The 20,378-nt window shown below is 64.9% G+C and carries 26 protein-coding genes; 8 read left to right on the plus strand and 18 right to left on the minus strand.

Annotation, left to right across the window (positions count from 1 at the left end; all coding sequences use genetic code 11):
* Window positions 1–6: 6 nt before the first annotated feature.
* The 11 genes from ACQY6T_RS15380 to ACQY6T_RS15430 form a co-directional block, all read right to left on the minus strand.
* Entirely contained in the window at window positions 7–345 is a 339-nt protein-coding gene (locus tag ACQY6T_RS15380) for a P-II family nitrogen regulator (RefSeq protein ID WP_003043080.1), read from the minus strand.
* Between the two features lie 208 nt (window positions 346–553).
* A complete protein-coding gene (locus ACQY6T_RS15385; RefSeq protein WP_428632160.1) occupies window positions 554–1,246 on the minus strand; it encodes an endonuclease/exonuclease/phosphatase family protein in 693 nt (230 codons plus the stop codon).
* A 4-nt stretch (window positions 1,247–1,250) separates the two neighbouring features.
* Entirely contained in the window at window positions 1,251–1,496 is a 246-nt protein-coding gene (locus ACQY6T_RS15390) for a DUF2007 domain-containing protein (protein WP_428632162.1), read from the minus strand.
* The gene (locus ACQY6T_RS15395) at window positions 1,496–2,062 is read right to left on the minus strand and encodes a pyridoxamine 5'-phosphate oxidase family protein (RefSeq protein WP_428632164.1); all 567 of its coding nucleotides are present in this window, start codon (window positions 2,060–2,062) and stop codon (window positions 1,496–1,498) included. Before ACQY6T_RS15395 ends, ACQY6T_RS15390 begins: the two co-directional genes overlap by 1 nt.
* A gap of 34 nt (window positions 2,063–2,096) precedes the next feature.
* A complete protein-coding gene (locus ACQY6T_RS15400; RefSeq protein WP_428632167.1) occupies window positions 2,097–2,678 on the minus strand; it encodes a DUF924 family protein in 582 nt (193 codons plus the stop codon).
* A gap of 115 nt (window positions 2,679–2,793) precedes the next feature.
* Window positions 2,794–3,195, minus strand: coding sequence for a hypothetical protein (locus ACQY6T_RS15405; protein WP_428632169.1), 402 nt, complete (start codon window positions 3,193–3,195; stop codon window positions 2,794–2,796).
* Window positions 3,196–3,282: 87 nt separating this feature from the next.
* Complete coding sequence (locus ACQY6T_RS15410; protein WP_428632171.1) at window positions 3,283–4,503, minus strand: hypothetical protein; 1,221 nt, start codon at window positions 4,501–4,503, stop codon at window positions 3,283–3,285.
* Between the two features lie 222 nt (window positions 4,504–4,725).
* Window positions 4,726–6,168 (minus strand): metalloprotease TldD, encoded by a 1,443-nt coding sequence (gene tldD, locus ACQY6T_RS15415; protein WP_428632172.1) that lies wholly within the window; start codon window positions 6,166–6,168, stop codon window positions 4,726–4,728.
* A 155-nt stretch (window positions 6,169–6,323) separates the two neighbouring features.
* Window positions 6,324–6,803 (minus strand): DUF4402 domain-containing protein, encoded by a 480-nt coding sequence (locus ACQY6T_RS15420; protein WP_428632174.1) that lies wholly within the window; start codon window positions 6,801–6,803, stop codon window positions 6,324–6,326.
* A gap of 206 nt (window positions 6,804–7,009) precedes the next feature.
* Complete coding sequence (locus ACQY6T_RS15425) at window positions 7,010–7,207, minus strand: zinc-finger domain-containing protein (RefSeq protein ID WP_428632176.1); 198 nt, start codon at window positions 7,205–7,207, stop codon at window positions 7,010–7,012.
* Window positions 7,208–7,368: 161 nt separating this feature from the next.
* A complete protein-coding gene (locus ACQY6T_RS15430) occupies window positions 7,369–7,929 on the minus strand; it encodes a DUF4402 domain-containing protein (RefSeq protein WP_428632178.1) in 561 nt (186 codons plus the stop codon).
* A gap of 102 nt (window positions 7,930–8,031) precedes the next feature.
* On the opposite strand from ACQY6T_RS15430, the gene ACQY6T_RS15435 reads away from it, so the two are divergent.
* Genes ACQY6T_RS15435 through ACQY6T_RS15450 form a run of 4 tightly spaced genes read left to right on the plus strand, consistent with a single transcriptional unit; the run spans window position 8,032 to window position 11,508 of the window.
* Window positions 8,032–8,955: an ABC transporter ATP-binding protein gene (locus ACQY6T_RS15435; RefSeq protein ID WP_428632179.1), complete on the plus strand. Its 924-nt coding sequence runs from the start codon at window positions 8,032–8,034 to the stop codon at window positions 8,953–8,955.
* Window positions 8,948–9,139 (plus strand): hypothetical protein, encoded by a 192-nt coding sequence (locus ACQY6T_RS15440; RefSeq protein ID WP_428632181.1) that lies wholly within the window; start codon window positions 8,948–8,950, stop codon window positions 9,137–9,139. Before ACQY6T_RS15435 ends, ACQY6T_RS15440 begins: the two co-directional genes overlap by 8 nt.
* Before the next feature lie 4 nt (window positions 9,140–9,143).
* Window positions 9,144–10,730 (plus strand): L-aspartate oxidase, encoded by a 1,587-nt coding sequence (nadB, locus tag ACQY6T_RS15445; protein ID WP_428632182.1) that lies wholly within the window; start codon window positions 9,144–9,146, stop codon window positions 10,728–10,730.
* Between the two features lie 4 nt (window positions 10,731–10,734).
* Window positions 10,735–11,508 (plus strand): AAA family ATPase, encoded by a 774-nt coding sequence (locus ACQY6T_RS15450; protein WP_428632184.1) that lies wholly within the window; start codon window positions 10,735–10,737, stop codon window positions 11,506–11,508.
* 3 nt (window positions 11,509–11,511) lie between these two features.
* Here ACQY6T_RS15450 and ACQY6T_RS15455 read toward each other — a convergent pair whose 3' ends face one another.
* Genes ACQY6T_RS15455 through ACQY6T_RS15465 form a run of 3 tightly spaced genes read right to left on the minus strand, consistent with a single transcriptional unit; the run spans window position 11,512 to window position 13,899 of the window.
* Window positions 11,512–11,760, minus strand: a complete 249-nt coding sequence (locus ACQY6T_RS15455) for a GlsB/YeaQ/YmgE family stress response membrane protein (protein WP_428632186.1) — start codon at window positions 11,758–11,760, stop codon at window positions 11,512–11,514.
* On the minus strand, window positions 11,757–12,959 hold the full coding sequence (locus ACQY6T_RS15460; RefSeq protein WP_428632189.1) for a M20 metallopeptidase family protein: 1,203 nt from the start codon (window positions 12,957–12,959) through the stop codon (window positions 11,757–11,759). Before ACQY6T_RS15460 ends, ACQY6T_RS15455 begins: the two co-directional genes overlap by 4 nt.
* Window positions 12,943–13,899 (minus strand): acyl-CoA desaturase, encoded by a 957-nt coding sequence (locus ACQY6T_RS15465; RefSeq protein ID WP_428632190.1) that lies wholly within the window; start codon window positions 13,897–13,899, stop codon window positions 12,943–12,945. Before ACQY6T_RS15465 ends, ACQY6T_RS15460 begins: the two co-directional genes overlap by 17 nt.
* Before the next feature lie 84 nt (window positions 13,900–13,983).
* Here ACQY6T_RS15465 and ACQY6T_RS15470 point away from each other — a divergent pair, with 84 nt between their 5' ends.
* Window positions 13,984–14,298, plus strand: coding sequence for a metalloregulator ArsR/SmtB family transcription factor (locus tag ACQY6T_RS15470; protein WP_428632192.1), 315 nt, complete (start codon window positions 13,984–13,986; stop codon window positions 14,296–14,298).
* A gap of 12 nt (window positions 14,299–14,310) precedes the next feature.
* On the opposite strand, the gene ACQY6T_RS15475 is transcribed toward ACQY6T_RS15470, so the two are convergent.
* Window positions 14,311–14,946: a hypothetical protein gene (locus ACQY6T_RS15475; protein WP_428632194.1), complete on the minus strand. Its 636-nt coding sequence runs from the start codon at window positions 14,944–14,946 to the stop codon at window positions 14,311–14,313.
* Between the two features lie 75 nt (window positions 14,947–15,021).
* Here ACQY6T_RS15475 and ACQY6T_RS15480 point away from each other — a divergent pair, with 75 nt between their 5' ends.
* Window positions 15,022–15,348: a PadR family transcriptional regulator gene (locus tag ACQY6T_RS15480; protein ID WP_428632197.1), complete on the plus strand. Its 327-nt coding sequence runs from the start codon at window positions 15,022–15,024 to the stop codon at window positions 15,346–15,348.
* Window positions 15,345–15,938, plus strand: a complete 594-nt coding sequence (locus ACQY6T_RS15485) for an HAAS signaling domain-containing protein (RefSeq protein WP_428632200.1) — start codon at window positions 15,345–15,347, stop codon at window positions 15,936–15,938. Before ACQY6T_RS15480 ends, ACQY6T_RS15485 begins: the two co-directional genes overlap by 4 nt.
* Here ACQY6T_RS15485 and ACQY6T_RS15490 read toward each other — a convergent pair.
* On the minus strand, window positions 15,935–17,110 hold the full coding sequence (locus tag ACQY6T_RS15490) for an acyl-CoA dehydrogenase family protein (RefSeq protein ID WP_428632202.1): 1,176 nt from the start codon (window positions 17,108–17,110) through the stop codon (window positions 15,935–15,937). The genes ACQY6T_RS15485 and ACQY6T_RS15490 overlap by 4 nt on opposite strands.
* A gap of 91 nt (window positions 17,111–17,201) precedes the next feature.
* Between ACQY6T_RS15490 and ACQY6T_RS15495 the strand changes: the two genes are divergently transcribed.
* Window positions 17,202–18,458: a dipeptidase gene (locus tag ACQY6T_RS15495; RefSeq protein ID WP_428632204.1), complete on the plus strand. Its 1,257-nt coding sequence runs from the start codon at window positions 17,202–17,204 to the stop codon at window positions 18,456–18,458.
* Window positions 18,459–18,560: 102 nt separating this feature from the next.
* On the opposite strand, the gene ACQY6T_RS15500 is transcribed toward ACQY6T_RS15495, so the two are convergent.
* Window positions 18,561–18,965 carry a DoxX family protein gene (locus ACQY6T_RS15500; RefSeq protein ID WP_428632206.1) on the minus strand — a complete coding sequence of 135 codons (405 nt, stop codon included), beginning with the start codon at window positions 18,963–18,965 and terminating at the stop codon, window positions 18,561–18,563.
* Entirely contained in the window at window positions 18,962–20,254 is a 1,293-nt protein-coding gene (locus ACQY6T_RS15505) for an FAD-dependent oxidoreductase (protein ID WP_428632208.1), read from the minus strand. The genes ACQY6T_RS15500 and ACQY6T_RS15505 overlap by 4 nt, the downstream gene beginning before the upstream one ends.
* Between the last annotated feature and the right edge of the window lie 124 nt (window positions 20,255–20,378).

Consider the following 20,378-nt stretch of genomic DNA (forward strand, 5'->3'; position numbering starts at 1 on the left):
TCGTCATTACAGTGCCGCCTCGCCGGTTTCGCCGGTGCGGATGCGCACGGCCTGACCGACGTCGAGGACGAAAATCTTGCCGTCGCCGATCGACCCGGTGCCAGCGCTTTGCTGCAGCGTTTCGACCACCCGCGGCGCGAGCGCGTCGTCGCAGACGAGCTCGATCTTCACCTTCGGCACCATGTTGGTGGCGTATTCGGCGCCGCGGTAGATTTCGGTCTGCCCCTTTTGCCGGCCGAACCCCTTGACCTCGGTCACGGTCATGCCAGCGATACCCAAGCCGGTCAGCGCTTCGCGCACCTCGTCGAGCTTGAATGGCTTAATAATTGCCAGGATCAATTTCATGATGCCCCCTTTTGCTAATCGCACCATGTTGCACTGCAACATCCGTGCCAGATTGCGCGGATGCTGAAAAAGTTAACATTTTGTGACGGTGAGCGCAGGCCCAAACGAATAATCGTTCGTTTGACGGGCAGTGGAGGCACGTCATTGCCTAAATTTTGGGCAGAAAATTCCCCGACCGCTTGCGGGAGGGGATTGCCGACCTATTCAATCAGCCTTTGGTAAATCGTGCCCAGATCGGCAGATGATCCGACGCGCGCGCCGCGAGCGCGCTCTGATGCACCCCCGCGTCGACGGGCTGCAGATCGGGCGTGGCAAAGATGCGGTCGAGCTTCGCAACCGGACGGCGGCTGTGAAAGCTGTGGCCGGTATCCACCATGTGATGGCGCTCGCCGAAATCGGTCAGGCAGCCGCCGCGATTGCGCCATTCGTTGCAGTCGCCCATCAGGATCGTCGGCAAGTCCTCGCCGCCCGCGATGTGGTTCAGGATCGCGCGCGCCTGCTGACGGCGACGCAGGCCGGAGATGTCGAGGTGCATGCCGACGACGCGCAGCCGGATGTCGCCGATGCGGATTGTCGCCGCCACCGCGCCGCGCGGTTCGAGCGTCGGCAGATGGAGCGCATGGCTTTCCTCGATCTCGGCGCCCTTGCGGACCAGCAGGGCGTTGCCGTGCCAGCCGATGCTGTGCGGGCGATTGTCGAGCGTGACCGGGATATAGTCGCTATGCTCTGCGAACATCTGCGGCGGAATGGCGCTGGCGCGGTTGCCGAAGCGCCGGTCGGCCTCCTGCAGCGCGACGATGTCGGCGTCGAGTTCGCCGAGCACCGCGAGCACCCGACCGGGGTCGCGGCGCCGGTCGAGCCCGATGCCCTTGCGCATATTGTAACTGGCGACTTTGATCATGGTCTCAGCGGTCTAGCGCTCCAGCCGCCAAGCCGTTCCCTGGATCGTCAAATTCCGCCAGCAGCGCCCGCGCTTCCTCCAGATCCTCGTCCAGCACCATGATCCGCACCGGGATCATCAGCCCGACGCTTTCCGCGATATTCATGCCAGCGTCGAAGCAGACCGCATGCACCCCGGCGCTTTCGATTCGCCCGCGCAGCAGCTCGGCCTGGGCGCCATTGGGCATGCGGACGAGTTCGACGAGCGGCATCAGCCGGTCTCGCCCGCGATGAAGCGGTCGGTCGCGCGCGTCGGCAGGCCGTCGATGCTTTGGGTCCGGCCCAGTGTTTTTTCGACCCACAGCGCGGGGTCCGATTGGCGGTGATATTTTTGCAGCGTGTCGCGCTCATGCTGCAATTCCATCATCGGAACGCCCCAGCCGCAGCTTGTCTGCACGCTGTCGATGTCGATGACGAAAATCTGACGCGTACCGGGCAGCAGGGTGAAATGCGCCGCGAGCGCGTCCCATTCGGCGTCTTGCGGCAGCACCGGGCGGCCGCGGCCATAGATTCGCAGGATCAGCGCGCTGCGATCGAAGGCACAGAACATGATGGTGATGCGGCCGTCGGCAGCAAGGTGCGCGTGGGTTTCGTTGCCCGACCCGGCGAGGTCGAGATAGGCGACCTGGGTATCAGACAGGATTCGGAAACTGTCGGCATAACCCTTGGGTGACAGATTGATCCGCGCATCGGCGGCGGCGGTCGCGGTGAAATAGACCGGCTGTTTCTCGATGAAAGCGACATGTTTATCGGTCAGCGTGTCGGTAAAGTCGGCCATGGCTGCGCTCCGCGGATGGAATGCGCCCGCCCTATCACCAATTCTTGCCTTCCTCCACCGCCTCCTCCTCTTCGGGTCGCGTCGCGCGACCAAGTGCGGCGTTGCGGTGGGGGAAGCGGCCAAAGCGGTCGATGACGTCGAAATGCTTTTTGGCATAATCGGCGAAAACGGGGTCGCCGAGCTGGCCCATCAGGCGCAGCGATTCGCGCTGGTCGGCGATATCTTCGCTATGTTCAAAGGGCAGATAGCCGAACTGGCGGCGATCGTCGGACCAGCCTTGGTCCCATCCCTTGGCGACGATACCGCGTGCGATCGCGCGGGCCAGATCGTCGGTAGCAAAGGCGTCGGCGTGGCCGCGAAACAGGTTGCGCGGCACCTGATCGAACAGGATCGCTGCCGCAAGCGCGGTGTCGGGGTCCGTCAGGAAGCTTGCCGCAGGCTGCGACCGCAACGCTTCGTGCCAGCCCTCGGCAAGGCCGCGAACCTCCGCATCGAAAGCGGGGCCGCCGCCGTACCATTCGTTCATGCCATGCCCGTCGAACCAGAAAGTCAGCAGTTGCTGCGCCCAGTCGGCGGGGGGCGGGGGCAGGGTGATGGTGTCCGGGTCTTCAGTCATGAAGCAACCATAGTCGATCGTCATCCCGGCGAAAGCCGGGATCTGACCATCGCGTTTTTAAGCATCGGCGAGATCCCGGCCTTCGCCGGGATGACGGACTTACTGGTGGCTCCGCTCACTCAGCCTTGGCGCGCCGATAAGGAACGAATTTGCCGAGCGACACGAAGCCGCTGTACATATGGCTCGATCGGTCGTGCAGTTCGAGGGTGTCGATGCTGCACAGCTGGCTGCCCGACGTTTTCAGCACCAGGATGTCGTCATCGTCGAGCGAAGACGCGCCGCCATCGGGACGGTTGACCCACATGGTGCCGCCGACGCGATAGACGATCGCGGTCTTGTCGATGATCTGCGAGCTGCCGAGGCTGGTCAGCGGCAGGCAGTCCTGCGGCTCGCCAGCAACCCGGCCGTCGAGCAATTTGGCGAGCTGGTCTTCGGGCGCAAGCTTTTCACGCGCCGATGCGGCGGGCGATGCCGCCAGCGCGGCAGCGGCAAATAGTGCCGGAAAAAGGTGACGCATGGTTCGACTCCTGTCTTCATCATACCCTACCCACCGCTGCTTTGGACCAAAAGGTGTGAACAGGGGCTGACCGGATCTGGCACCGGTTCAGCACGCCCCGTCGGGCAACGGGATGCCGAGCGGGCCTTTGCATTTCTTCTTTTTCGCGGGTTCGGCCGGCGTGCTCGCGCCACTGCCCATGCCGCCCAGATCGGCGCCGATCAGCAGGCTGGTGTGCGACCGGAAACGAACCTTTGCGGTCCAGTCGATATTCCACGCCGCCTTACCCGCGGGTTTGGGCGGATAGGAGAAATTGGCTTCGGGTCCAAAGGCGTTGAGGTTGCCGAACATCATCTCGCCCGACGCTTTCTTGACCTCCGCCGGGATCGCGCAGCTCGTCTGCGCCGGCGGCATCACGACCTTTTTAGTCACCAGGCCAGCGACGGTCGATGGCGGCAGCCAGTCCCACAGTCCACCGCCGAATTCGCGCGCATTGCTGCTCGTCCACCACACGATGTCGCCGCCCGAACTGCCGCGATCCATGCCGCCGAAAGCCCAAGCGACATAGCCTGTCGCCGGAACGAGCTGGTTCCAGCGGATCATCACTGACCCGTCACCCTGCATCGTCGTCGATGCGTTGAGGGGAGCCATATAGTCCTGCGCGAGGGTGAAGTTGATCTCCGGCCCGACATTGCCCGCGATCCGGTGCGCGCCGATCAGCGAACTGTCCTTCGGCGGCTGCTTCGACGATTTTGTGTTCGGCCACCCAGCATAGGATTTGCTGTTCGTCGTCATCACTTCGCGGATGCGCGGCACGGTGGTGGTGTACAGGTTCGGCGGCATCTGCCCTGCCGCCAGTTTCGCGAAATCGATGATCACCGGCTGGCCGGGCCCGGCCTTGGCGCCGCAGCCCCAGAACAGCAGCAGACGGCCCTTGGGGCGCTCGAAATCCTTGGGCATTTCGGACGTACCGGTCTCGTCGCGCTTGCCGGGTTCCGGACCCCAAAGCGGCACCGACTTGCCGAGCTTGGCCTGGGGCAGGAAGAAATGATCGGCCTTGACCGGCGGCGCGCTCGGCCCCTGGTTCGAGCCGAGACGGAGGTCGAGCGTATGCGCGACCTTGCCGTCGGGCCCGCCGCCGAACATCATGCCCATGACGCTGCCGACCCCGGGTTTGCCGCCCGCCGCCAGCGCGGCAAAGCCCGACGCGGTCGCGACGTCCATTTCATAGCGTTCGGTGGGACCGGTGGTTTTCTGGGCGGATCCGGGAACGGTGACCAGCATCGCGGTGATGACAGTGATGGAGACGAAACGCAGACTCGAACGCATAAATACCCCCCTGTTGCCGGGGACGAGACCCGGCGGATGATGCGACCCGATTCTTATTATGTTTGTGCAGCTATATGCGCGCGATGGGCGAACGCCAAGTGAGGCGCGTCACAGCTTTTACATCATTGCGAGCGAAGCGAAGCAATCTTCAGCTATCGGCATCAGCTAAGCCCGATAGCTGAAGATTGCTTCGTCACTTCGTTCCTCGCAATGACGCGTGTATTAAGCCGTGCCGCCCACTGTCAGCCCGCTGACCAGCAGGGTCGGCTGGCCGACCCCCGCGGGGACGCTCTGGCCACCCTTGCCGCAGATGCCGATACCTTCGTCGATTGCCATGTCGTTGCCGATACCCATGACCTTGGTCAGCACGCTCGGCCCGTCGCCGATCAGCGTCGCGCCCTTGATCGAATCGCCCAGCTTGCCATTCTCGATCTTATACGCCTCGGTGCAGCTGAAGACGAACTTACCCGACACGATATCGACCTGGCCGCCGCCAAAGCTTTTGGCGAAAATGCCGTTCTTGACGCGGCTCAGCAGCTCGGCGGGATCGTCGTTGCCGCCCTTCATAAAGGTGTTGGTCATCCGCGGCATCGGGGCGTGGGCGAAACTCTCACGCCGTCCGTTGCCGGTCGGTTCGACCCCCATCAGGCGCGCGTTGAGGCGATCCTGCATATAGCCTTTCAATATGCCGTCCTCGATCAGCACGGTCTCGCCGGTCGGGGTGCCTTCGTCGTCGATGCTGAGCGAACCGCGGCGGCCGCCGCCGATGGGGCTCTCCATCGCGCCGTCATCGACGACAGTGACGCCGGAGGCGGCAACGCGCTGACCGATGCGGCCCGAAAAGGCGCTGGTGCCCTTTCGATTGAAATCGCCCTCGAGCCCGTGTCCGACGGCTTCATGCAGCAGCACCCCGGGCCAGCCGGGGCCAAGCAGCACGGTGAATTCGCCCGCGGGGGCATCAACCGCGCGCAGGTTGACCAGCGCCTGCGCCAGTGCCTCGTCGATCGCGCGGTTCCACTGATCGGGTTCGAACAGATGGTCGTACATATACCGGCCGCCAAGGCCAAAACTGCCGGTTTCGCGGCGACCATTTTCTTCGACGACGATGCTGACGTTGAGGCGGACAAGCGGGCGAATGTCGGTTGCGAGGAAGCCGTCGGCGCGGACGATCTCGACCACCGACCAGCTGCCCGCGAGGCCCACCGACACCTGCGCAATGCGCGGGTCGCGTTCGCGCGCCGCGGCGTCGATTTCCTGACACAGTGCGACCTTTTTGGCGAAGGGGATCAGGTCGAGCGGATTCGCTTCGTCATACAAGTGACGGTTGGTGCGCGGCGGCGGCGCGGCGTGCGGCTGGCTGGCGGGGTCGAGCAAGGCGAGCGTCTCGGCGGCGCGGCGGATCGCGCCGGCGCTGATATCGCTGGCGTGGGCAAAACCCGTCATCTCGCCCGACACGGCGCGCAGGCCAAAACCGGCGTCGGTCGAATAATCGGCGGTCTTCAGGCGACCGTCGTCGAAGCCGAAGCTCTCGGTCGCGCGATATTGCAGGTATAGCTCGCCGTCGTCGGCCTGGGCGAGCGCCTCGCGCGCGAGCGTCTGCGCCAGATCGGGGTCGAGCGCGTCGGCGCGATAGAGGAAGCGGCGGGGATCGGTGGGGCTTGTCATCGTGCTGATATAGGCACGCGGGTGCGCGTGCGCAAACCACCTTCGTCATTGCGACCCCGGCGAAGGCCGGGGGAAGTAATTTCCAGCCATCGTCCTCGCACAAGGCTGATGGCTGGAGATTGCTTCGTCGCTATGCCCCCCGCAATGACGAGGCGCTAAAGATAATTGACGGTCAACGTGAAGGTGCCGCTGTAATCGCCCGCGAGCTGGTTCGCGGGGACGGTCAGGGTGCCGCCGATATAGTAGGTCTGAACGCCGCTGGGCAGCAACGTCGAGCCCAGCAAGGCGACACCGCCGCCGCTCGTGCTCGCGGCGCGCACCAGGGTCGCGGTCATGTTGGGCGCGCCGCCGCCGGCGCGGACCAACGTTACCGAGGTATCACCCGACACGGTGATCAGCAGGATGCCGCCCGTGCCCTGAAACACCGCGCGCTGCGTTCCGGCGCCGACCGGCGTGACGCCCCCGGTTGTCGTGCGCGCCCCGGTGACGGCATTGATTGACACCGTGCCGCCGGTCGTCCCGCTCACCATCGTGCCGAAATCGAGATCGTCGGTCTTGATCAGCGAATTGGGGCGAACGATCGCCGCGTTGACGGTGACGTTGGTGTCGGCGGCATAGGCCGGCGCGCACAGCATCGCGCCCGTCGCCGCAGCAACGATGGTCAGGGCGCGAACAGCGCTCCGACAAGTCTTGGTCCCTTGAATCCCCACAGATTCTGCTCCTGTCTGGCACAGATATGCCAGATGGACATGAGCGGATGATGGATAGGGGTGGTAAAAAACGCGTTTACCTTTGGATCGCCCCCGGTCGGTGAGGCGTGGATCGGCGATCCCGCCTCCGCTCAACTTTTGTCGGCGATCCCGCCGATCAGCACAAAGCGCCGGTCGCAATAGCCGCAATCGGCGAACCCGTCGTCGGTGTCGATTTCGAGCCACACGCGCGGGTGACCGAGCGCGGCGTCGGCGAGGCCGTCACCGGTGCCGTCGCAGGCGATGCGGGTCTTGGGCGTGCGAATGGTCTCGGGTGCAGGCTGGGTCATCGATCGCGCCCATAGCAAGCGACAGGGGCGCCCGCAATCGGGTCTGCGCAATCGGGGTAGAGCATTGACGGCACCGGCGAGCGTGCGCCCGAATGATCGGGCGGATGCAAGTGGTCCCCGGTGCCGTCCTCTTCCCCCACAGAAGGTCTAGAGATGGTTGCCTAAAGGTAGTTAAGCGTGATCGTGAAGGTACCCGTGTAATCGCCCGGCGTCTGGTTGGCGCCGACGTCGAGCGTCGCGCCGACCGGGAAGTTATAATTTCCGATCGCGGTTGCGATGTTGAAGCGCAGCGGCGTCGTCGACAGAATGGCGGTTGGGGTGCTGCCGATTTCGAAATTGCGCACGCGCATCGGCGCGCCGGGGCCGGTGATGAAAATCTGGTTGGCGCCCAGCGAAATATTGACCTGGCGGTTTGGGGTGCCGAGTCCCGCAAAGCGCGCGGGCTCGCCGCCATTGCCGACCGGTGTGGCGCCTCCGGTACTGGTGCGCGTGCCGTCGGGGTTCAGGCGAACGGTTCCTGCGGTTCCCGACGCGATGATGCTGCCGAATTCAAGGTCATTGACCTTGAAGAAGGAGAGCGGGCGCAGCACGATGGCTTCGGCGGCGCCCTGCGCCGTCTGTTGTGCATGGGCCGGCGCCGCGATGGCCGGGGCCATCATCAGCGCGCAGGCGGCTAGGCCGCGCAGCGCGGGCTGCGGGTTTTGGGTGTGTCTGGTCCTCACAGCGCCGGTCCTAGCGGCGAGTTTCCAATTTAGCGTTAACGCCGCGCTGATGAAAAATTAGCGGGCTTTCACAGGCGTCGGCGCGCGGCTATGGCTCGTGCCATGACCGAAGCCGCCATCCGCATCGACGCCGTCTCTAAAACTTACGCGGGGGGCAAGCAGGCGCTCGACAATGTCAGCTTCGACGTGCCGCGCGGCCAGATATTCGGGCTGCTCGGGCCAAACGGCGCGGGGAAGTCGACGCTGATCAACATCCTTGCGGGGCTGGTCAACAAGACTGCCGGGTCGGCGAGCATCTGGGGCTTCGACATCGACGCCGATCCGCGCAATGCAAAATATTCGATCGGCATCGTGCCGCAGGAAATCGTCTTCGACCCGTTTTTCACGCCCTATGAGACGCTCGAGAATCAGGCGGGGCTATATGGCGTCCCCAAAGCTCGGCGCATTTCCGACGACCTGCTCGCCGCGGTCCACCTGTCGGACAAGCGCGACGCCTATGCGCGCACCTTGTCGGGGGGCATGAAGCGCCGTCTGCTCGTCGCCAAGGCGATGGTGCATTCGCCGCCGATCATCGTCCTCGACGAGCCGACCGCTGGGGTCGATATCGAACTTCGGCAGCAGCTCTGGTCCTATGTGCAGTCGCTCAACGATCGCGGCGTCACCGTGGTGTTGACGACGCATTATCTGGAAGAGGCCGAGGAGCTGTGTGATCGCATCGCGATCATCAACCACGGCAAGCTCATCGCCAACAAGCCGACGCGCGAGCTGCTCGACATGGCGCGCGAAAAGATTGTTGTCGTGACGCTGGACGAAGACATCACCGACCTGCCCACTCATCCGGCGTTTGACAAGATCGAGCGGGAGGGAGCACGCGGTCTCGCGATCAGTTATAACAAGGATCGGATGAACGCGGGCGAAGTGCTCGCCGCGGTGAATGCGATGGGCCACGGCATCGTCGATGTGTCGACCCGCGAGGCCGATCTGGAAGATGTGTTCCTGAATTTGACGCGCGCGGCGAATGGGTGAGGCGGGCGCGCCGTTGGCGGGCATGACGCTCAACGAGCGGCTATTCGCTCGCGGTATTTTAGATCGCTTCGACAAGGTGCGAGCCGCGGGCGACCGCGAAGCACTGCGGGCCATATTAATCGAGGTCGAAGTATCGGATGTCGAGTGGACGATCGATCAACTGCTCGATTCTGACCGGAGATAGATTCTTGACCGTCACCACCCCCCACGACGTCATCATCATCGGCTCGGGCGCCGCCGGTCTTACCGCCGCCATCGCGCTCGCCGATCATTGCAAGGTGCTGGTGCTGGCGAAGGGCGACCTCACCGGCGGATCGACCGCCTGGGCGCAGGGCGGCATCGCGGCGGTGCTCGACGCCGGGGACACGTTCGAGAACCATATCGAGGACACGATGGTCGCGGGCGGCGGGCTGAACCGGCGCGAGACGGTCGAGTTCGTCGTCGAAAATGCCCCCGCGTCGATCGAGCGCCTCGTCGAGATGGGCGTCCCGTTCAACAAGGATGCCGAGGCGCTGCACCTGACGCGCGAGGGCGGCCATTCGCACCGCCGCATCGTCCATGTCGACGACGCGACCGGCTGGGCGGTGCAGGCGGCGCTGCTCAAAACCGCCGAGGCGCATCCGAACATCACCCTGCTGCCAGGGCAGGCGTGCGTCGACCTGATCACCGGGCGGCATGAGGAACGCTATTCGGGCTCGGGCCGCGTGTGGGGCGTTTATGCCCTCGACGAGGCGAGCGGCAAGGTTCACGCGCATGTCGGCCGTGCGACGATATTGGCGAGCGGCGGCGCGGGACGCGTGTACCAATTCTCCACCGCGCCCAGAGGCGCGACCGGCGACGGCATTGCGATGGCGTGGCGCGCGGGAGCGCGTGTCTCGAACATGGAAATGATGCAGTTCCACCCGACCTGCCTTTATAATCTGGAGGTCAAGAATTTCCTGATCACCGAGGCGGTGCGCGGCGAGGGCGGGATATTGAAGCACCCGGTTACCGGCCACCGCTACATGCCCGATTATGACGCGCGCGCCGAACTCGCACCGCGCGATGTGGTGGCGCGCGCCAACGACGATCAGATCAAGCGGTCAGGGCTCGATTACGTCCACCTCGACATCAGCCACCTCGACCCCGATTTCGTCGCCGGGCATTTCCCGAACATCTATGAAAAGCTGCTGACGCTCGGCATCGACATGACCAAGCAGCCGATCCCGGTGGTCCCCGCGCAGCATTACACCTGCGGCGGCATATTGATCGACCTCGCCGGGCGCACCGACCTGCCGGGGCTGTATGCCGCGGGCGAATGCACCGAAAGCGGGCTGCACGGCGCCAACCGCCTCGCGTCGAACAGCCTGCTCGAATGTTTCGTGTTCGGCGAAGCGGCGGCAAAGGACATCATCGCGCGCTGGGACCAACTCGAGCCGCCCCCCGCGATCCGGCCATGGGACGAAAGCCGCGTCACCGACTCCGACGAAGAGGTGATCATCAAGCAGAACTGGACCGAAATCCGCCGCTTTATGTGGAACTATGTCGGTATCGTGCGGACGACCAAAAGGCTGGAGCGCGCGCAGCACCGGATCAACATGATGACGGGCGAGGTCGAGGATTATTACGGCCACTTCCGCGTGACGACCGACTTGATCGAGCTGCGCAACCTGCTGCAATGCGCCGAGCTGATCGTCCGCAGCGCGCTCCACCGCAAGGAAAGCCGCGGGCTGCATTACACGCTCGATTATCCCGACCTGTTGCCGCAGGCGGTCGATACGGTGCTGGTTCCCTGAGCCGGTGGCGCGCAAGGCGCACCAGACTACGCTGCCGCCGCCTTTTTTGAAGCGCGCCTGGCTGCCCGAACTTCGTGACGATCAGCAATGGCCTGAGTGGGTCGACTGGGATGCCTATCCCTTCACGCTCCCGCTGATCAAATCGAGCGGCCTTGATATCCGGTTCGAGCGGCCGGTCACGATCATCGTCGGCGAAAACGGGTCGGGAAAATCGACTTTGCTGGAGGCGATTGCGAAGCTGTCGGGGTTCAACGACAGCGGCGGTGCGGTCGGGATGGCGGCGGTCGCCGCGTTGCAATATTCGGGGCAGGACGGCGGCGGCCTCGGAGCGATCATGCGCGCCGCCTGGCTGCCGCAGGTGAAACGCGGCTGGTTTTTCCGCGCCGAAACCTTCTTTTCGGTCGCGCGCTATCTCGACGATGCTGGTTCGCCGATGGCCGACTATCTGTCGGCGTCGCATGGCGAGGGCTTTCTGCAATTTTTCGAAGAACGCTTCGATCGGCAAGGCGTGTTCATTCTCGACGAGCCCGAATCGGCGCTGTCGCCGTCACGCCAGTTCGAATTTCTGAAGCAATTGCGCGCGATGCAACGCGCGAACAATTGCCAGGTGATCATGGCAACCCATTCGCCGATCCTGATGGCATTGCCCGACGCCGATCTGTGGCAGATCGGTCCCTTCGGCATCGAACCGACGCGGCTCGAAGACACCGCACATTACCAGATCTATCGCGAATTCATCCTCTACCCGCACGAGATGGTCGAGGCGATGATCGAATAGACGTCAGCCGCCGACGCCGAGCAAACGGCCGGCAAGGATCAGCACAATCGCGCCGATTACCGACGCCAGGCAACCCGCGCGGTGGAATTCGCCGCGGACGCCGCGGGTTGTGACCAGCCCGGCGAGCAGCGAGCCGCCGATGCCGAGCAGGATCGTCGCGATCCAGCTCATTTGGACCGCCCCGGGATAAAAGAACCGCGCCAGTGCGCCGATGATCAGGCCCGAAATGATCGCGCCGATGATGTTGATCATGCTGTAAATCCTTCTTCCAGAAACCGTTCCGCCAGCGCCGCGTGCAGCGCCGCGCCGCGCGCCATGACCTTTTCGTCGAGGATCATATGGTTCGAATGCAGCCCGCAGCACGCGCGCCAGTCGCTGCCTTCGTGGCTCGCGCCGAGCCAGAACATCGCGCCGGGCACCTTTTCCAGCACATAGGCGAAATCCTCGGCGCCCATCACCGGATTGTCCATCGTCAGCCAGCCGTCTTCGCCGAACACATCCTCGACGACGCCCTTGCCGAACGCGACCGCGCGGCTGTCGCAGACGGTGACCGGAAAGCCTTCGGTGATCACCACGTCGGCGGTGCAGCCGTGCGCCTCGGCGATGGCTGGGATCAGGCGTTTGAGTTCGCGTGCGACATGGGCGCGCTGGTTGGCGCTGAGGGTGCGGATCGTCCCTTCCATCACCGCGGTTTCGGGGATGATGTTGTTCGTCGTTCCCGCCGCGATCCGGGCAATCGTCACCACTGCGGGGTCGAACACCGAAATCTTGCGCGTCACCATCGTCTGGATCGCGCCGACGATTTCGCAGGCGACGGGGATCGGGTCGATCGTATCGTGCGGCATCGACGCATGGCCGCCGGCGCCCTTGATGGTCACGCCCAGCAAGTCGGACGAGGCGAGCAGCGCCCCGGCACGGCCCGCAAAAATCCCGTGCGGCGCATTGGGCATGATGTGGAGCGCAAAGGCCGCATCGGGCAACGGATCAATGATCCCGTCATCGAGCATGAAGCGCGCGCCATGATGCCCCTCCTCGCCCGGCTGGAACATGAACATCACGGTGCCGGGCAGGCGGTCGCGCGCCGCACAGAGCAGCTTTGCCGCGCCGACGAGCATCGCGACATGCGTGTCATGCCCGCACGCATGCATCGCGCCGGTGGTTTCGGAGGTGAAGTCGAGCCCGGTATCCTCGACCAGCGGCAACGCATCCATGTCGCCGCGCAGCAGCACGGTGCGGCCATTCGCCGGTCCGCGCAGGATCGCGACCAGCCCGGTGGTCGACGGCCCTTCGCGAAATTCGAGCGGCAGCCCGGCGAGCGCATCCTTGATCTTGGCAAGCGTCTTCGGGTTCTGCAGCCCTAACTCAGGCTCGCGGTGAATCGCGCGGCGCAGGTCGACGAGGTCATCGAGCAGCGTTTCGGCCTCGGCGGGCCAGCTATGAAGTGTGTCCATATGCCGAGTGTGCCGCCAAGCCTGCCTCGTGTCGAGCGACCTCTGACAGGCCAGCGCGCTGGCCCAGGCGCTCGGGAGTTTGCACGTCCCACATCAGCCCCAATCGCTCGCAGAGGCGGATGACGACATATCCCCAGTCGCTTTGGCCCGGATGCAGCCCGATGCGCGCCGAGCCGGGGTAGGCGTGGTGATTGTTGTGCCATGCCTCGCCCATCGTCGGGATCGCGGCCCACGGCACGTCGAAGGCCTGCACGCCGTGCGCATCGACGGTCCAGCGCTGCGGGCCGCGATTATGCGCGAGATGGCCGACCAGCCAGTGACCGTGGTTGGCGACCGCGACGCGCGCCGCCACCCCCCAAACGACCCAGCCCCAGCCGCCGATCGCGAAAAAGGCCAGCGCGACGGGTAGCTGCTGCCAGCGCCACGTCGCCTCGAGCCAGCGATAGAAAGGGTCGCGGTCGAGTTCGGAGAAATCGAAGCGTGGCGCCCGATCGAGGTCGAGGCGGCAATAGATCTGCCACCAGGCGTCACGGACGATATGCGTCCGGTGGGCGAGGAACGGGTGGCAGTCGGCCTGGCGCTGCGCCCAGTCGCGGGTGTCGTGGGCGCGGATGATGCCCAGCGGGCCGGCCATGCCGACAAAGGCGCCGAACCAGACCAGCGTGCGGGTCAGCCAGCGCGGTGCGGCAAAGCTGCCGTGGATCATCATGCGGTGATAACCGACGCTGTGCCCCAGCAGCAGCGCCGTGCCGGTGGTCAGGAAAAACAGGATAATGGCCGATGGCGTGATGAAAAACGGACCGGCAGCCAGTGCGAAGACAGCCATCCCGCCATTCCAGACGATGCTGGGGGCGTCGGCGCGGACGCGGCCGAAACGGGGATCGGGGCCGGGCTCGTCGATCAGGAAATTGACGGAATGGGGATCGTGATCGTTGCGCATTGCTCGACTCCTGACAGTAGATAAGTAATTACTTAAATATCTAATCTCTTGTCAAGAGCACTGTCGGTCGCCATCTGGGTCGATATGGAACGGGTTTTTCAGGCACTGGCTTCGACGCCGCGGCGCAAGATTCTGGCCTATCTGGCCCATGCCGAACTGAGCGCGGGCGACATCGCCGCGCGCTTCGACATGAGCAAGCCGGCGGTGTCGCAGCATCTGTCGGTGCTGGAAAATGCCGGACTGATCACCAGCGAAAAGCGTGGCCAGTTCGTCTTTTACCGTTTGCTGCCCGACGCGCTGACCAATGTGCTCAACGGCTACGTGCAGGAGGTTTGCCCGGTGTCGCGGCCGCTCAAGGCCGAGTCGCGCGCGCTGGCGGACAAGCGCGAAGGGCAGTAGTCCCGCCGCGTGCTAAGCCAGCGCCGCCGCCTGCCGCCGTTTCCGCCCCGCTACCACGCGCAGCACGATCACCGCGACGACCAGCGCGACCGGCAGCGCGTACCAGCCGCTCACCGGGATGCGTTTGCCGTTGGTGAAGATGAAGCTGAGCGCGACGATCCACACGCCCCACCAGTGCAGCCGGGCCCACGCCTTCGGCCCCATCGCCTTGACCATGCGGTCGAACGAGGTCGCGGCGAGCAGCGCGATGAAGACATAGGCGGTGCCGCCGGTGACGATCGATTTGGGGTTGGTCAGCACCCAGAAGACGCCGGGGTCGGTTTTCCACAGCGCGATGATCACCAGCGCGTGGATGAAGTGCGACATCGCAAAGCCGAGGCCGAGCTGGCGCCGGTTGCGGCGCAGCCAGTGGGTGACGGGGCCGGGCCACAGCTTGAACGCGGCGGACGCGGCAAAGGCGGCGAGGAACAGGACGAGCGAGGTGCGCGCGGTGGCGCGGATGACCATGCGATAACCGTCGGTGCCCCAGCCAAGGACGAAGAGGAAGCTGAGCGCCATCGCCGCCATCGCCACGGTCAGCGTCCAGAACAGCCCCCAGCCTTCGGCCCAGCCCTTTGTTGCCGGCGTCCCGGTTGTCGTTGCCATCATCACATCCTCCGTTTTAAGCCTAGTGTTGCTAGGTATAGCTTGCATACCTAGCGTTGCAAAGCTAAATCGGTCGGCATGTCTGCGGAAATGCTCAAGGGCCATCTCGACGCCGTGCTGCTCGCCACCATCGGTGACGAGGCGTTGCACGGCTATGCGATCATCGAGGCGATCCGGGCGCGCAGCGGCGGCCATTTCGACCTGCCCGAAGGAACAATCTATCCGGCCCTGCACCGGCTCGAACTTGCGGGGTTGCTGTCGAGTCGCTGGGTCCAGCCCGACGGCGGCCGCAAACGCCGTGTCTATGCGCTGACCGAGGACGGTCGGCATTCGCTGGTCGAGCGGCGCGCGGGCTGGCAAAGCTTTGCCAGCGGCATCGATCTGGTGCTCGGCGCGCGCGCATGAGCGGACCGATCGCCAACTATCTCGACGAGATCGACGATGTGCTGGCGTTCGATCCCCGCCTGTCGCGGCGGGTGCGCGACGAAATCGAATCGCATTTGTTCGATACCGCCGAACAGGTCGGCGAGGCCGATGCGGTGCGCCGGTTCGGACGGCCGAGTGACATTGCGCGCGCTTATGCCGAGGCGGCCTTGCCCGACCGGTTGCGGCGCTCGTGCGCCGCCGCCGGGCTGCTTGGCGGCGCGACGCTGTTATTGATGCAGTTGCGAACCGCCATTCTCGACATTCCGGGCGGCACCGACCCGCTGACGTGGTTCGATCGCGTCGGACTTCTTGCGGCGCTGGCGTGCATCGGCGCGGCGTGGTGGATAGCATCGCGCGGCCGGATCGCAACCGTGCGCCGCTGGCTGCATTTTGCCGCCGGCAGTCTGGCGCTGTCGGTCGGGGCCAGTCTGCTGCGCGCTTACGCCGCCAGCGGCGATGCGGCCTTCACCCTGATCGCCGGCAGTGCATTGATCGAACTATTGCTGCTCGCCGGGTTGATGGCCCAGCTCGCGCGGCTCGATCGCTATGCGCGGCGTCTCGCGGTCTAACGCTTGCCGCCGAACAATTGCCGTCCCGCGAGGTCGAGCATGATTTCCTCACTCCCCCCGCCGATCGCATTGACGCGCACCTCGCGGTAGATGCGCTCGACCTTGCTGCCGGTGATGTAGGACGCGCCGCCCAGCACCTGCGCCGCCTCGCGCGCAACGGCCTCCAGCATCCGCGTTGCCTGTACCTTCAGCATCGCGAAGTCGGCGGGCCGGGTCTTGTCGTGCTTGACCTGCCACGCGGCGAGGTCGACCCACGCCTGCGTCGCTTCGATCTGGCGTTCCATGTCGGCCAGTTTGATCCGGATCGACTGGTGGCCGACGAGCGGCTTGCCGAACGTCTCGCGGTTCTGCGCCCATTCGGCGGCCTCGGCCATCGCGACGCGCGCATAGGCGCAGCAGCCCATCGCAATGCCCAGCCGCTCGCTGTTGAAATTGCGCATGATGCCGATGAAGCCGCCGTTTTCGGGGCCGATCAGGTTGGCCGCGGGGACGCGGACGTCGCTGAAATGGATCGCGGCGGTATCGCTGCACCGCCAGCCCATCTTGTCGAGCCTTGTGCGCTCGACCCCCGGCGCATCCATGTCGATCAGCAGCAGCGAAATGCCCGCCGCGCCCGGCCCGCCGGTCCGCACTGCGCAGGTCAGCCAGTCGGCGCGGATGCCGCTGGTGATGAACATCTTGCCGCCGTTGACGATATAGTCGGCGCCATCGCGGACTGCCGTGGTCTTGAGGTTCGCAACGTCGCTGCCGCCGCCCGCTTCGGTGATGCCGAGCGCGATGATCTTGTCGCCGCTCAGCACCGGCGGCGCGACGCGCTGTTTCAGTTCCTCGGACCCCAGCGCAAGGATCGGGGGCAGGCCGATGCCGTGCGTCATCAGCGACGCCCCGAGTCCGCCGGCGCCGACCGCCGCAAGTTCCTCGGTCAGCACCAGGCTGTGGAAATTGTCGAAGCCTTCGCTGTGTCCGCCATATTCTTCGGGATAGCGCAGCCCGAGGATCCCCGCCTCCGCCGCTTTCTTGTGCAGATCGCGCGGCAGTTCGCCCTCAGCCTCCCAGCGGTCGATATGCGGCGCGATCTCGCGCGCCACGAACCGGCGCACGCTTTGCGCCAGCGCTTCATGGGTTTCGTCATAATAAGGCGATTTTGCGCGCCAGTCGTCAAAAGCTGTCATCGCGCGATGCTGCGCGTGGCTTACGTAAACGTCAAGCAAGAGCGTCAAGCGAGGCTTGCGTCACGGCGTCAACGACTTAAGGTCGCGCCCTATGAACAAGCCCATCCTGCTCGCCGGCCTTGCCGCATTCGCCCTTGTTGCCACCCCCGCCGCCGCGCAGAAATCGCCTGAGGCGGTCGCCGAGGCCGCGCTCAAAAAGGCGCCGGTGTTCGACGGGCATAACGACGTGCCGTGGGAACTGCGCGGGCAAGTCGGCAATGTCATCAACGATTTCAACTTTCGCGACACCACCAAGCCCAAGCCCGACGGTAGCGTGATGCACACCGACATCCAGCGACTGCGCAAGGGCCGTGTCGGGGCGCAATTCTGGTCGGTCTATGTGCCGTCGAACAGCAACGAGCAGCAGGCGGTGCAGCAGACGATCGAACAGATCGACGTCGCGAAGCGGCTGATCGCGCGCTATCCCAATGACCTGTCTTTCGCCGCGAACAGCAGCGAGCTGCAGAGCCAGATGAAGGCGGGCAAGATCGCCGGCATGCTGGGGATGGAGGGCGGCCAGTCGATCGGGTCGAGCCTTGCCGTGCTGCGCGAGATGTATGGCATGGGCGTGCGCTACATGACGCTGACCCACAGCAAGACGACGCCGTGGGCCGACAGCGCGACCGACGCGCCGCAGCATGACGGGCTCACCGATTTCGGGCGCCAGGTGGTGCAGGAAATGAACCGCATCGGGATGATCGTTGACCTCAGCCACGTCAGCGAGGCGACGATGAAGGACGCGCTCGAAACATCGAGGGCGCCGGTGATGTTCAGCCATTCGGGGGTGCGCGCGGTCAACGATCATCCGCGCAACGTCCCCGACAGCGTGCTGCCCGCGGTTAAGGCAAACGGCGGCGTGATCATGGCGGTGTTCTATGCCGCGTTCGTCGACCCGGCGCTGCGCGAATATGGCCTGGCGCGAACGGCGCAAAAGGCACGGATCGATGCGGAATATATCGGCAATCCGGCGGGCGGCGAGGCGGCGCTCAAGGCGTGGGAGGCAGCCAATGTCGCGCCGAAAACGCCGATCGCCAAGCTGGCCGACCATATCGATCATATCAAACAGACGATCGGGGTCGATTACATCGGGCTTGGCGGCGACTATGACGGGATGGATGCGACCCCCGTCGGGATGGAGGATGTGTCGGGATATCCCGCGCTGTTCGTCGAACTGGCGAAGCGCGGCTATAGTCAGGCCGATCTGGAGAAGATCGCCAGCGGCAACATGATAAGGGTGCTGAAAGCGGTCGAAGCCTATGCGGCGAGCCAGAAGGGGCAGCCGCCGGTGGAAACACCGGTCGCGAAATAGCACAATGTCATTGCGAGCGAAGCGAAGCAATCGCCAGCTAACGGCTTGGGATGACGATAGCTGGAGATTGCTTCGTCGCCTTAGGCTCCTCGCAATGACGGATCAGGGTTTCCGGACCCCGAACGGCCACTCCACCGCCCCGCTCGCCCATAACGCCCACCAGATGATGACCGGTTGGAACGCGAGGCGCGGCCCGTGATACCACCAGCTCAGGGTCTCGCCGCCGATCGCAATATTGGCAAAGGCATGGTGGGCGTTCGCCGGCCAGACGCATAGCGCATAGAGCGCGAGCCCCCAGCCCGCCGCCTTGCGCGTCTGCGGGATCATCAGGCCGATCGCGCCCAGCAATTCGGCCAGCCCGGTTGCCGTAACGACCAGGTCGGGGCGCGGCACCCACGGCGGGGTGATCGCCAGGAAAGGGGCAGGCCGGACGACGTGCAAATATCCCGCATAGCCATAAGCCAGCGCAAGCAGCCAGCGAAGCGCCGTGCGGAATTTGTCTGTCAACGGCCGATCGCGGCGAGCATCGCCTCGACGCTGGTAAACTTCTCGCGCGGGTTGCCGTCGAGCGCCGCCTTGACTTCGGCCTCCTCGATCTTGCGCCAGTCGCGGAAGGTGACCGGGGTGACGCCGCGGTCCGCGAGCAGCGCGTCGAGCCCGGGCCGCCCCGCCTTGCCCGCGCCGCGCCCGATATCCTCGATCACCATTTCGGCGACGCGGATACCATCGGGCTTGTTGGTGCCGATCGTCCCCGACGGCCCGCGCCGCGCCCAGCCGACGCAATAAAGTCCGGGCAGGATCCGCCCCTCGTCATTGGCAAAGCGGCCGCGGCCATGTTCGTATGGCACCCCGGGGATGGGCGGGGTCTGATACCCGATGCAGCTGATCACCAGCCCGGCGTCGATCGCATAGGTTTCGCCGGTGCCATGGCTGCGCAGCTCGGCATCGAGCATCGTGCGTTCGACGATGATGCGCTGGACGCGATCGTCCCCCTCGATTGCGACCGGCATCGCAAAGAAATCGAAATCGATCGTCACCGGTTTGGCGACGGGATTCGCAGCAAAGCTGCGCAAATGCGTGACCGATTTGCGCATCCCGGGTTCGAGCAGCGCGTCGTCGCCCTCGGGAGGCAGGTCGGCGGGGTCGACGCGCGGACTGGCCCGCTCGAGATGGCCTAGCTCGCCAAGCTCTTTCGGCGTCATCGCGATCTGGTGCGGACCGCGGCGGCCCAGGATGTGGATATGACGCACCGCGCTTTCTGCCAGCTGTTCGCGCGCGTGCGACACGATGTCGCTGCCCGCGAACTCACCCGGCGTCTTGGCCAGGATGCGCGCCACGTCCAACGCGACATTGCCGTTGCCGATCACCGCGACCCCGGCGGCGCCCAGCGGCGGATTGAGGTCCGCAAAATCGGGATGACCGTTGTACCAGCCGACAAAGGCCGCGCTGCCGATCACCCCGGGCAGGTCGGCGCCGGGGATGTCGAGCGGCCGGTCGTTCGGCGCCCCGGTGGCGAGGATGACGGCGTCGTACAGTTCGACTAGCTCATCGATCGTGACATCGGTGCCGATCGACACATGGCCGACGAAGCGGACATTGTCGGTCAGCGCGGTACCTTCGTAGCGCCGCGACACCGCCTTGATCGACTGGTGATCGGGGGCAACTCCGGTGCGGATCAGGCCATAGGGGACGGGCAGGCGGTCGATGACATCGACCGCAATATCCTCGGCTTTCTGAAGAGTTTCCGCGGTGTAATAGCCCGCGGGACCCGACCCGACGATCGCGACATGACGCATCAGTCCACTCCTTCGGGTGTCCGCGCGCCCGCGCGGCCCCTCATCTTGTTATGGCACGATGCTAGCGGCGAAATGCGACAGGGCAAGCGGACTTGTTCAGGTCGGCCCAGCAACCTTGACAGCG

Origin of the sequence: Sphingopyxis sp., assembly GCF_965279725.1 — a bacterium.
Taxonomy (GTDB): domain Bacteria; phylum Pseudomonadota; class Alphaproteobacteria; order Sphingomonadales; family Sphingomonadaceae; genus Sphingopyxis.

Excerpts from the sequence above, each read along its gene's own strand:
- ACQY6T_RS15425 (WP_428632176.1), bottom strand. The coding sequence starts at position 7,207 with ATGACCCAGCCTGCACCCGAGACCATTCGCACGCCCAAGACCCGCATC.
- ACQY6T_RS15390 (WP_428632162.1), bottom strand. The coding sequence starts at position 1,496 with ATGCCGCTCGTCGAACTCGTCCGCATGCCCAATGGCGCCCAGGCCGAG.
- ACQY6T_RS15465 (WP_428632190.1), bottom strand. The coding sequence starts at position 13,899 with ATGCGCAACGATCACGATCCCCATTCCGTCAATTTCCTGATCGACGAG.
- ACQY6T_RS15400 (WP_428632167.1), bottom strand. The coding sequence starts at position 2,678 with ATGACTGAAGACCCGGACACCATCACCCTGCCCCCGCCCCCCGCCGAC.
- ACQY6T_RS15385 (WP_428632160.1), bottom strand. The coding sequence starts at position 1,246 with ATGATCAAAGTCGCCAGTTACAATATGCGCAAGGGCATCGGGCTCGAC.
- ACQY6T_RS15420 (WP_428632174.1), bottom strand. The coding sequence starts at position 6,803 with ATGCTGTGCGCGCCGGCCTATGCCGCCGACACCAACGTCACCGTCAAC.
- ACQY6T_RS15455 (WP_428632186.1), bottom strand. The coding sequence starts at position 11,760 with ATGATCAACATCATCGGCGCGATCATTTCGGGCCTGATCATCGGCGCA.
- ACQY6T_RS15405 (WP_428632169.1), bottom strand. The coding sequence starts at position 3,195 with ATGCGTCACCTTTTTCCGGCACTATTTGCCGCTGCCGCGCTGGCGGCA.
- ACQY6T_RS15440 (WP_428632181.1), top strand. The coding sequence starts at position 8,948 with ATGGGTGAGGCGGGCGCGCCGTTGGCGGGCATGACGCTCAACGAGCGG.
- ACQY6T_RS15485 (WP_428632200.1), top strand. The coding sequence starts at position 15,345 with ATGAGCGGACCGATCGCCAACTATCTCGACGAGATCGACGATGTGCTG.
- ACQY6T_RS15490 (WP_428632202.1), bottom strand. The coding sequence starts at position 17,110 with ATGACAGCTTTTGACGACTGGCGCGCAAAATCGCCTTATTATGACGAA.
- ACQY6T_RS15505 (WP_428632208.1), bottom strand. The coding sequence starts at position 20,254 with ATGCGTCATGTCGCGATCGTCGGGTCGGGTCCCGCGGGCTATTACACC.
- ACQY6T_RS15470 (WP_428632192.1), top strand. The coding sequence starts at position 13,984 with ATGGAACGGGTTTTTCAGGCACTGGCTTCGACGCCGCGGCGCAAGATT.
- ACQY6T_RS15475 (WP_428632194.1), bottom strand. The coding sequence starts at position 14,946 with ATGATGGCAACGACAACCGGGACGCCGGCAACAAAGGGCTGGGCCGAA.
- ACQY6T_RS15435 (WP_428632179.1), top strand. The coding sequence starts at position 8,032 with ATGACCGAAGCCGCCATCCGCATCGACGCCGTCTCTAAAACTTACGCG.
- ACQY6T_RS15380 (WP_003043080.1), bottom strand. The coding sequence starts at position 345 with ATGAAATTGATCCTGGCAATTATTAAGCCATTCAAGCTCGACGAGGTG.
- ACQY6T_RS15395 (WP_428632164.1), bottom strand. The coding sequence starts at position 2,062 with ATGGCCGACTTTACCGACACGCTGACCGATAAACATGTCGCTTTCATC.
- ACQY6T_RS15410 (WP_428632171.1), bottom strand. The coding sequence starts at position 4,503 with ATGCGTTCGAGTCTGCGTTTCGTCTCCATCACTGTCATCACCGCGATG.
- ACQY6T_RS15495 (WP_428632204.1), top strand. The coding sequence starts at position 17,202 with ATGAACAAGCCCATCCTGCTCGCCGGCCTTGCCGCATTCGCCCTTGTT.
- ACQY6T_RS15460 (WP_428632189.1), bottom strand. The coding sequence starts at position 12,959 with ATGGACACACTTCATAGCTGGCCCGCCGAGGCCGAAACGCTGCTCGAT.
- ACQY6T_RS15480 (WP_428632197.1), top strand. The coding sequence starts at position 15,022 with ATGTCTGCGGAAATGCTCAAGGGCCATCTCGACGCCGTGCTGCTCGCC.
- tldD (WP_428632172.1), bottom strand. The coding sequence starts at position 6,168 with ATGACAAGCCCCACCGATCCCCGCCGCTTCCTCTATCGCGCCGACGCG.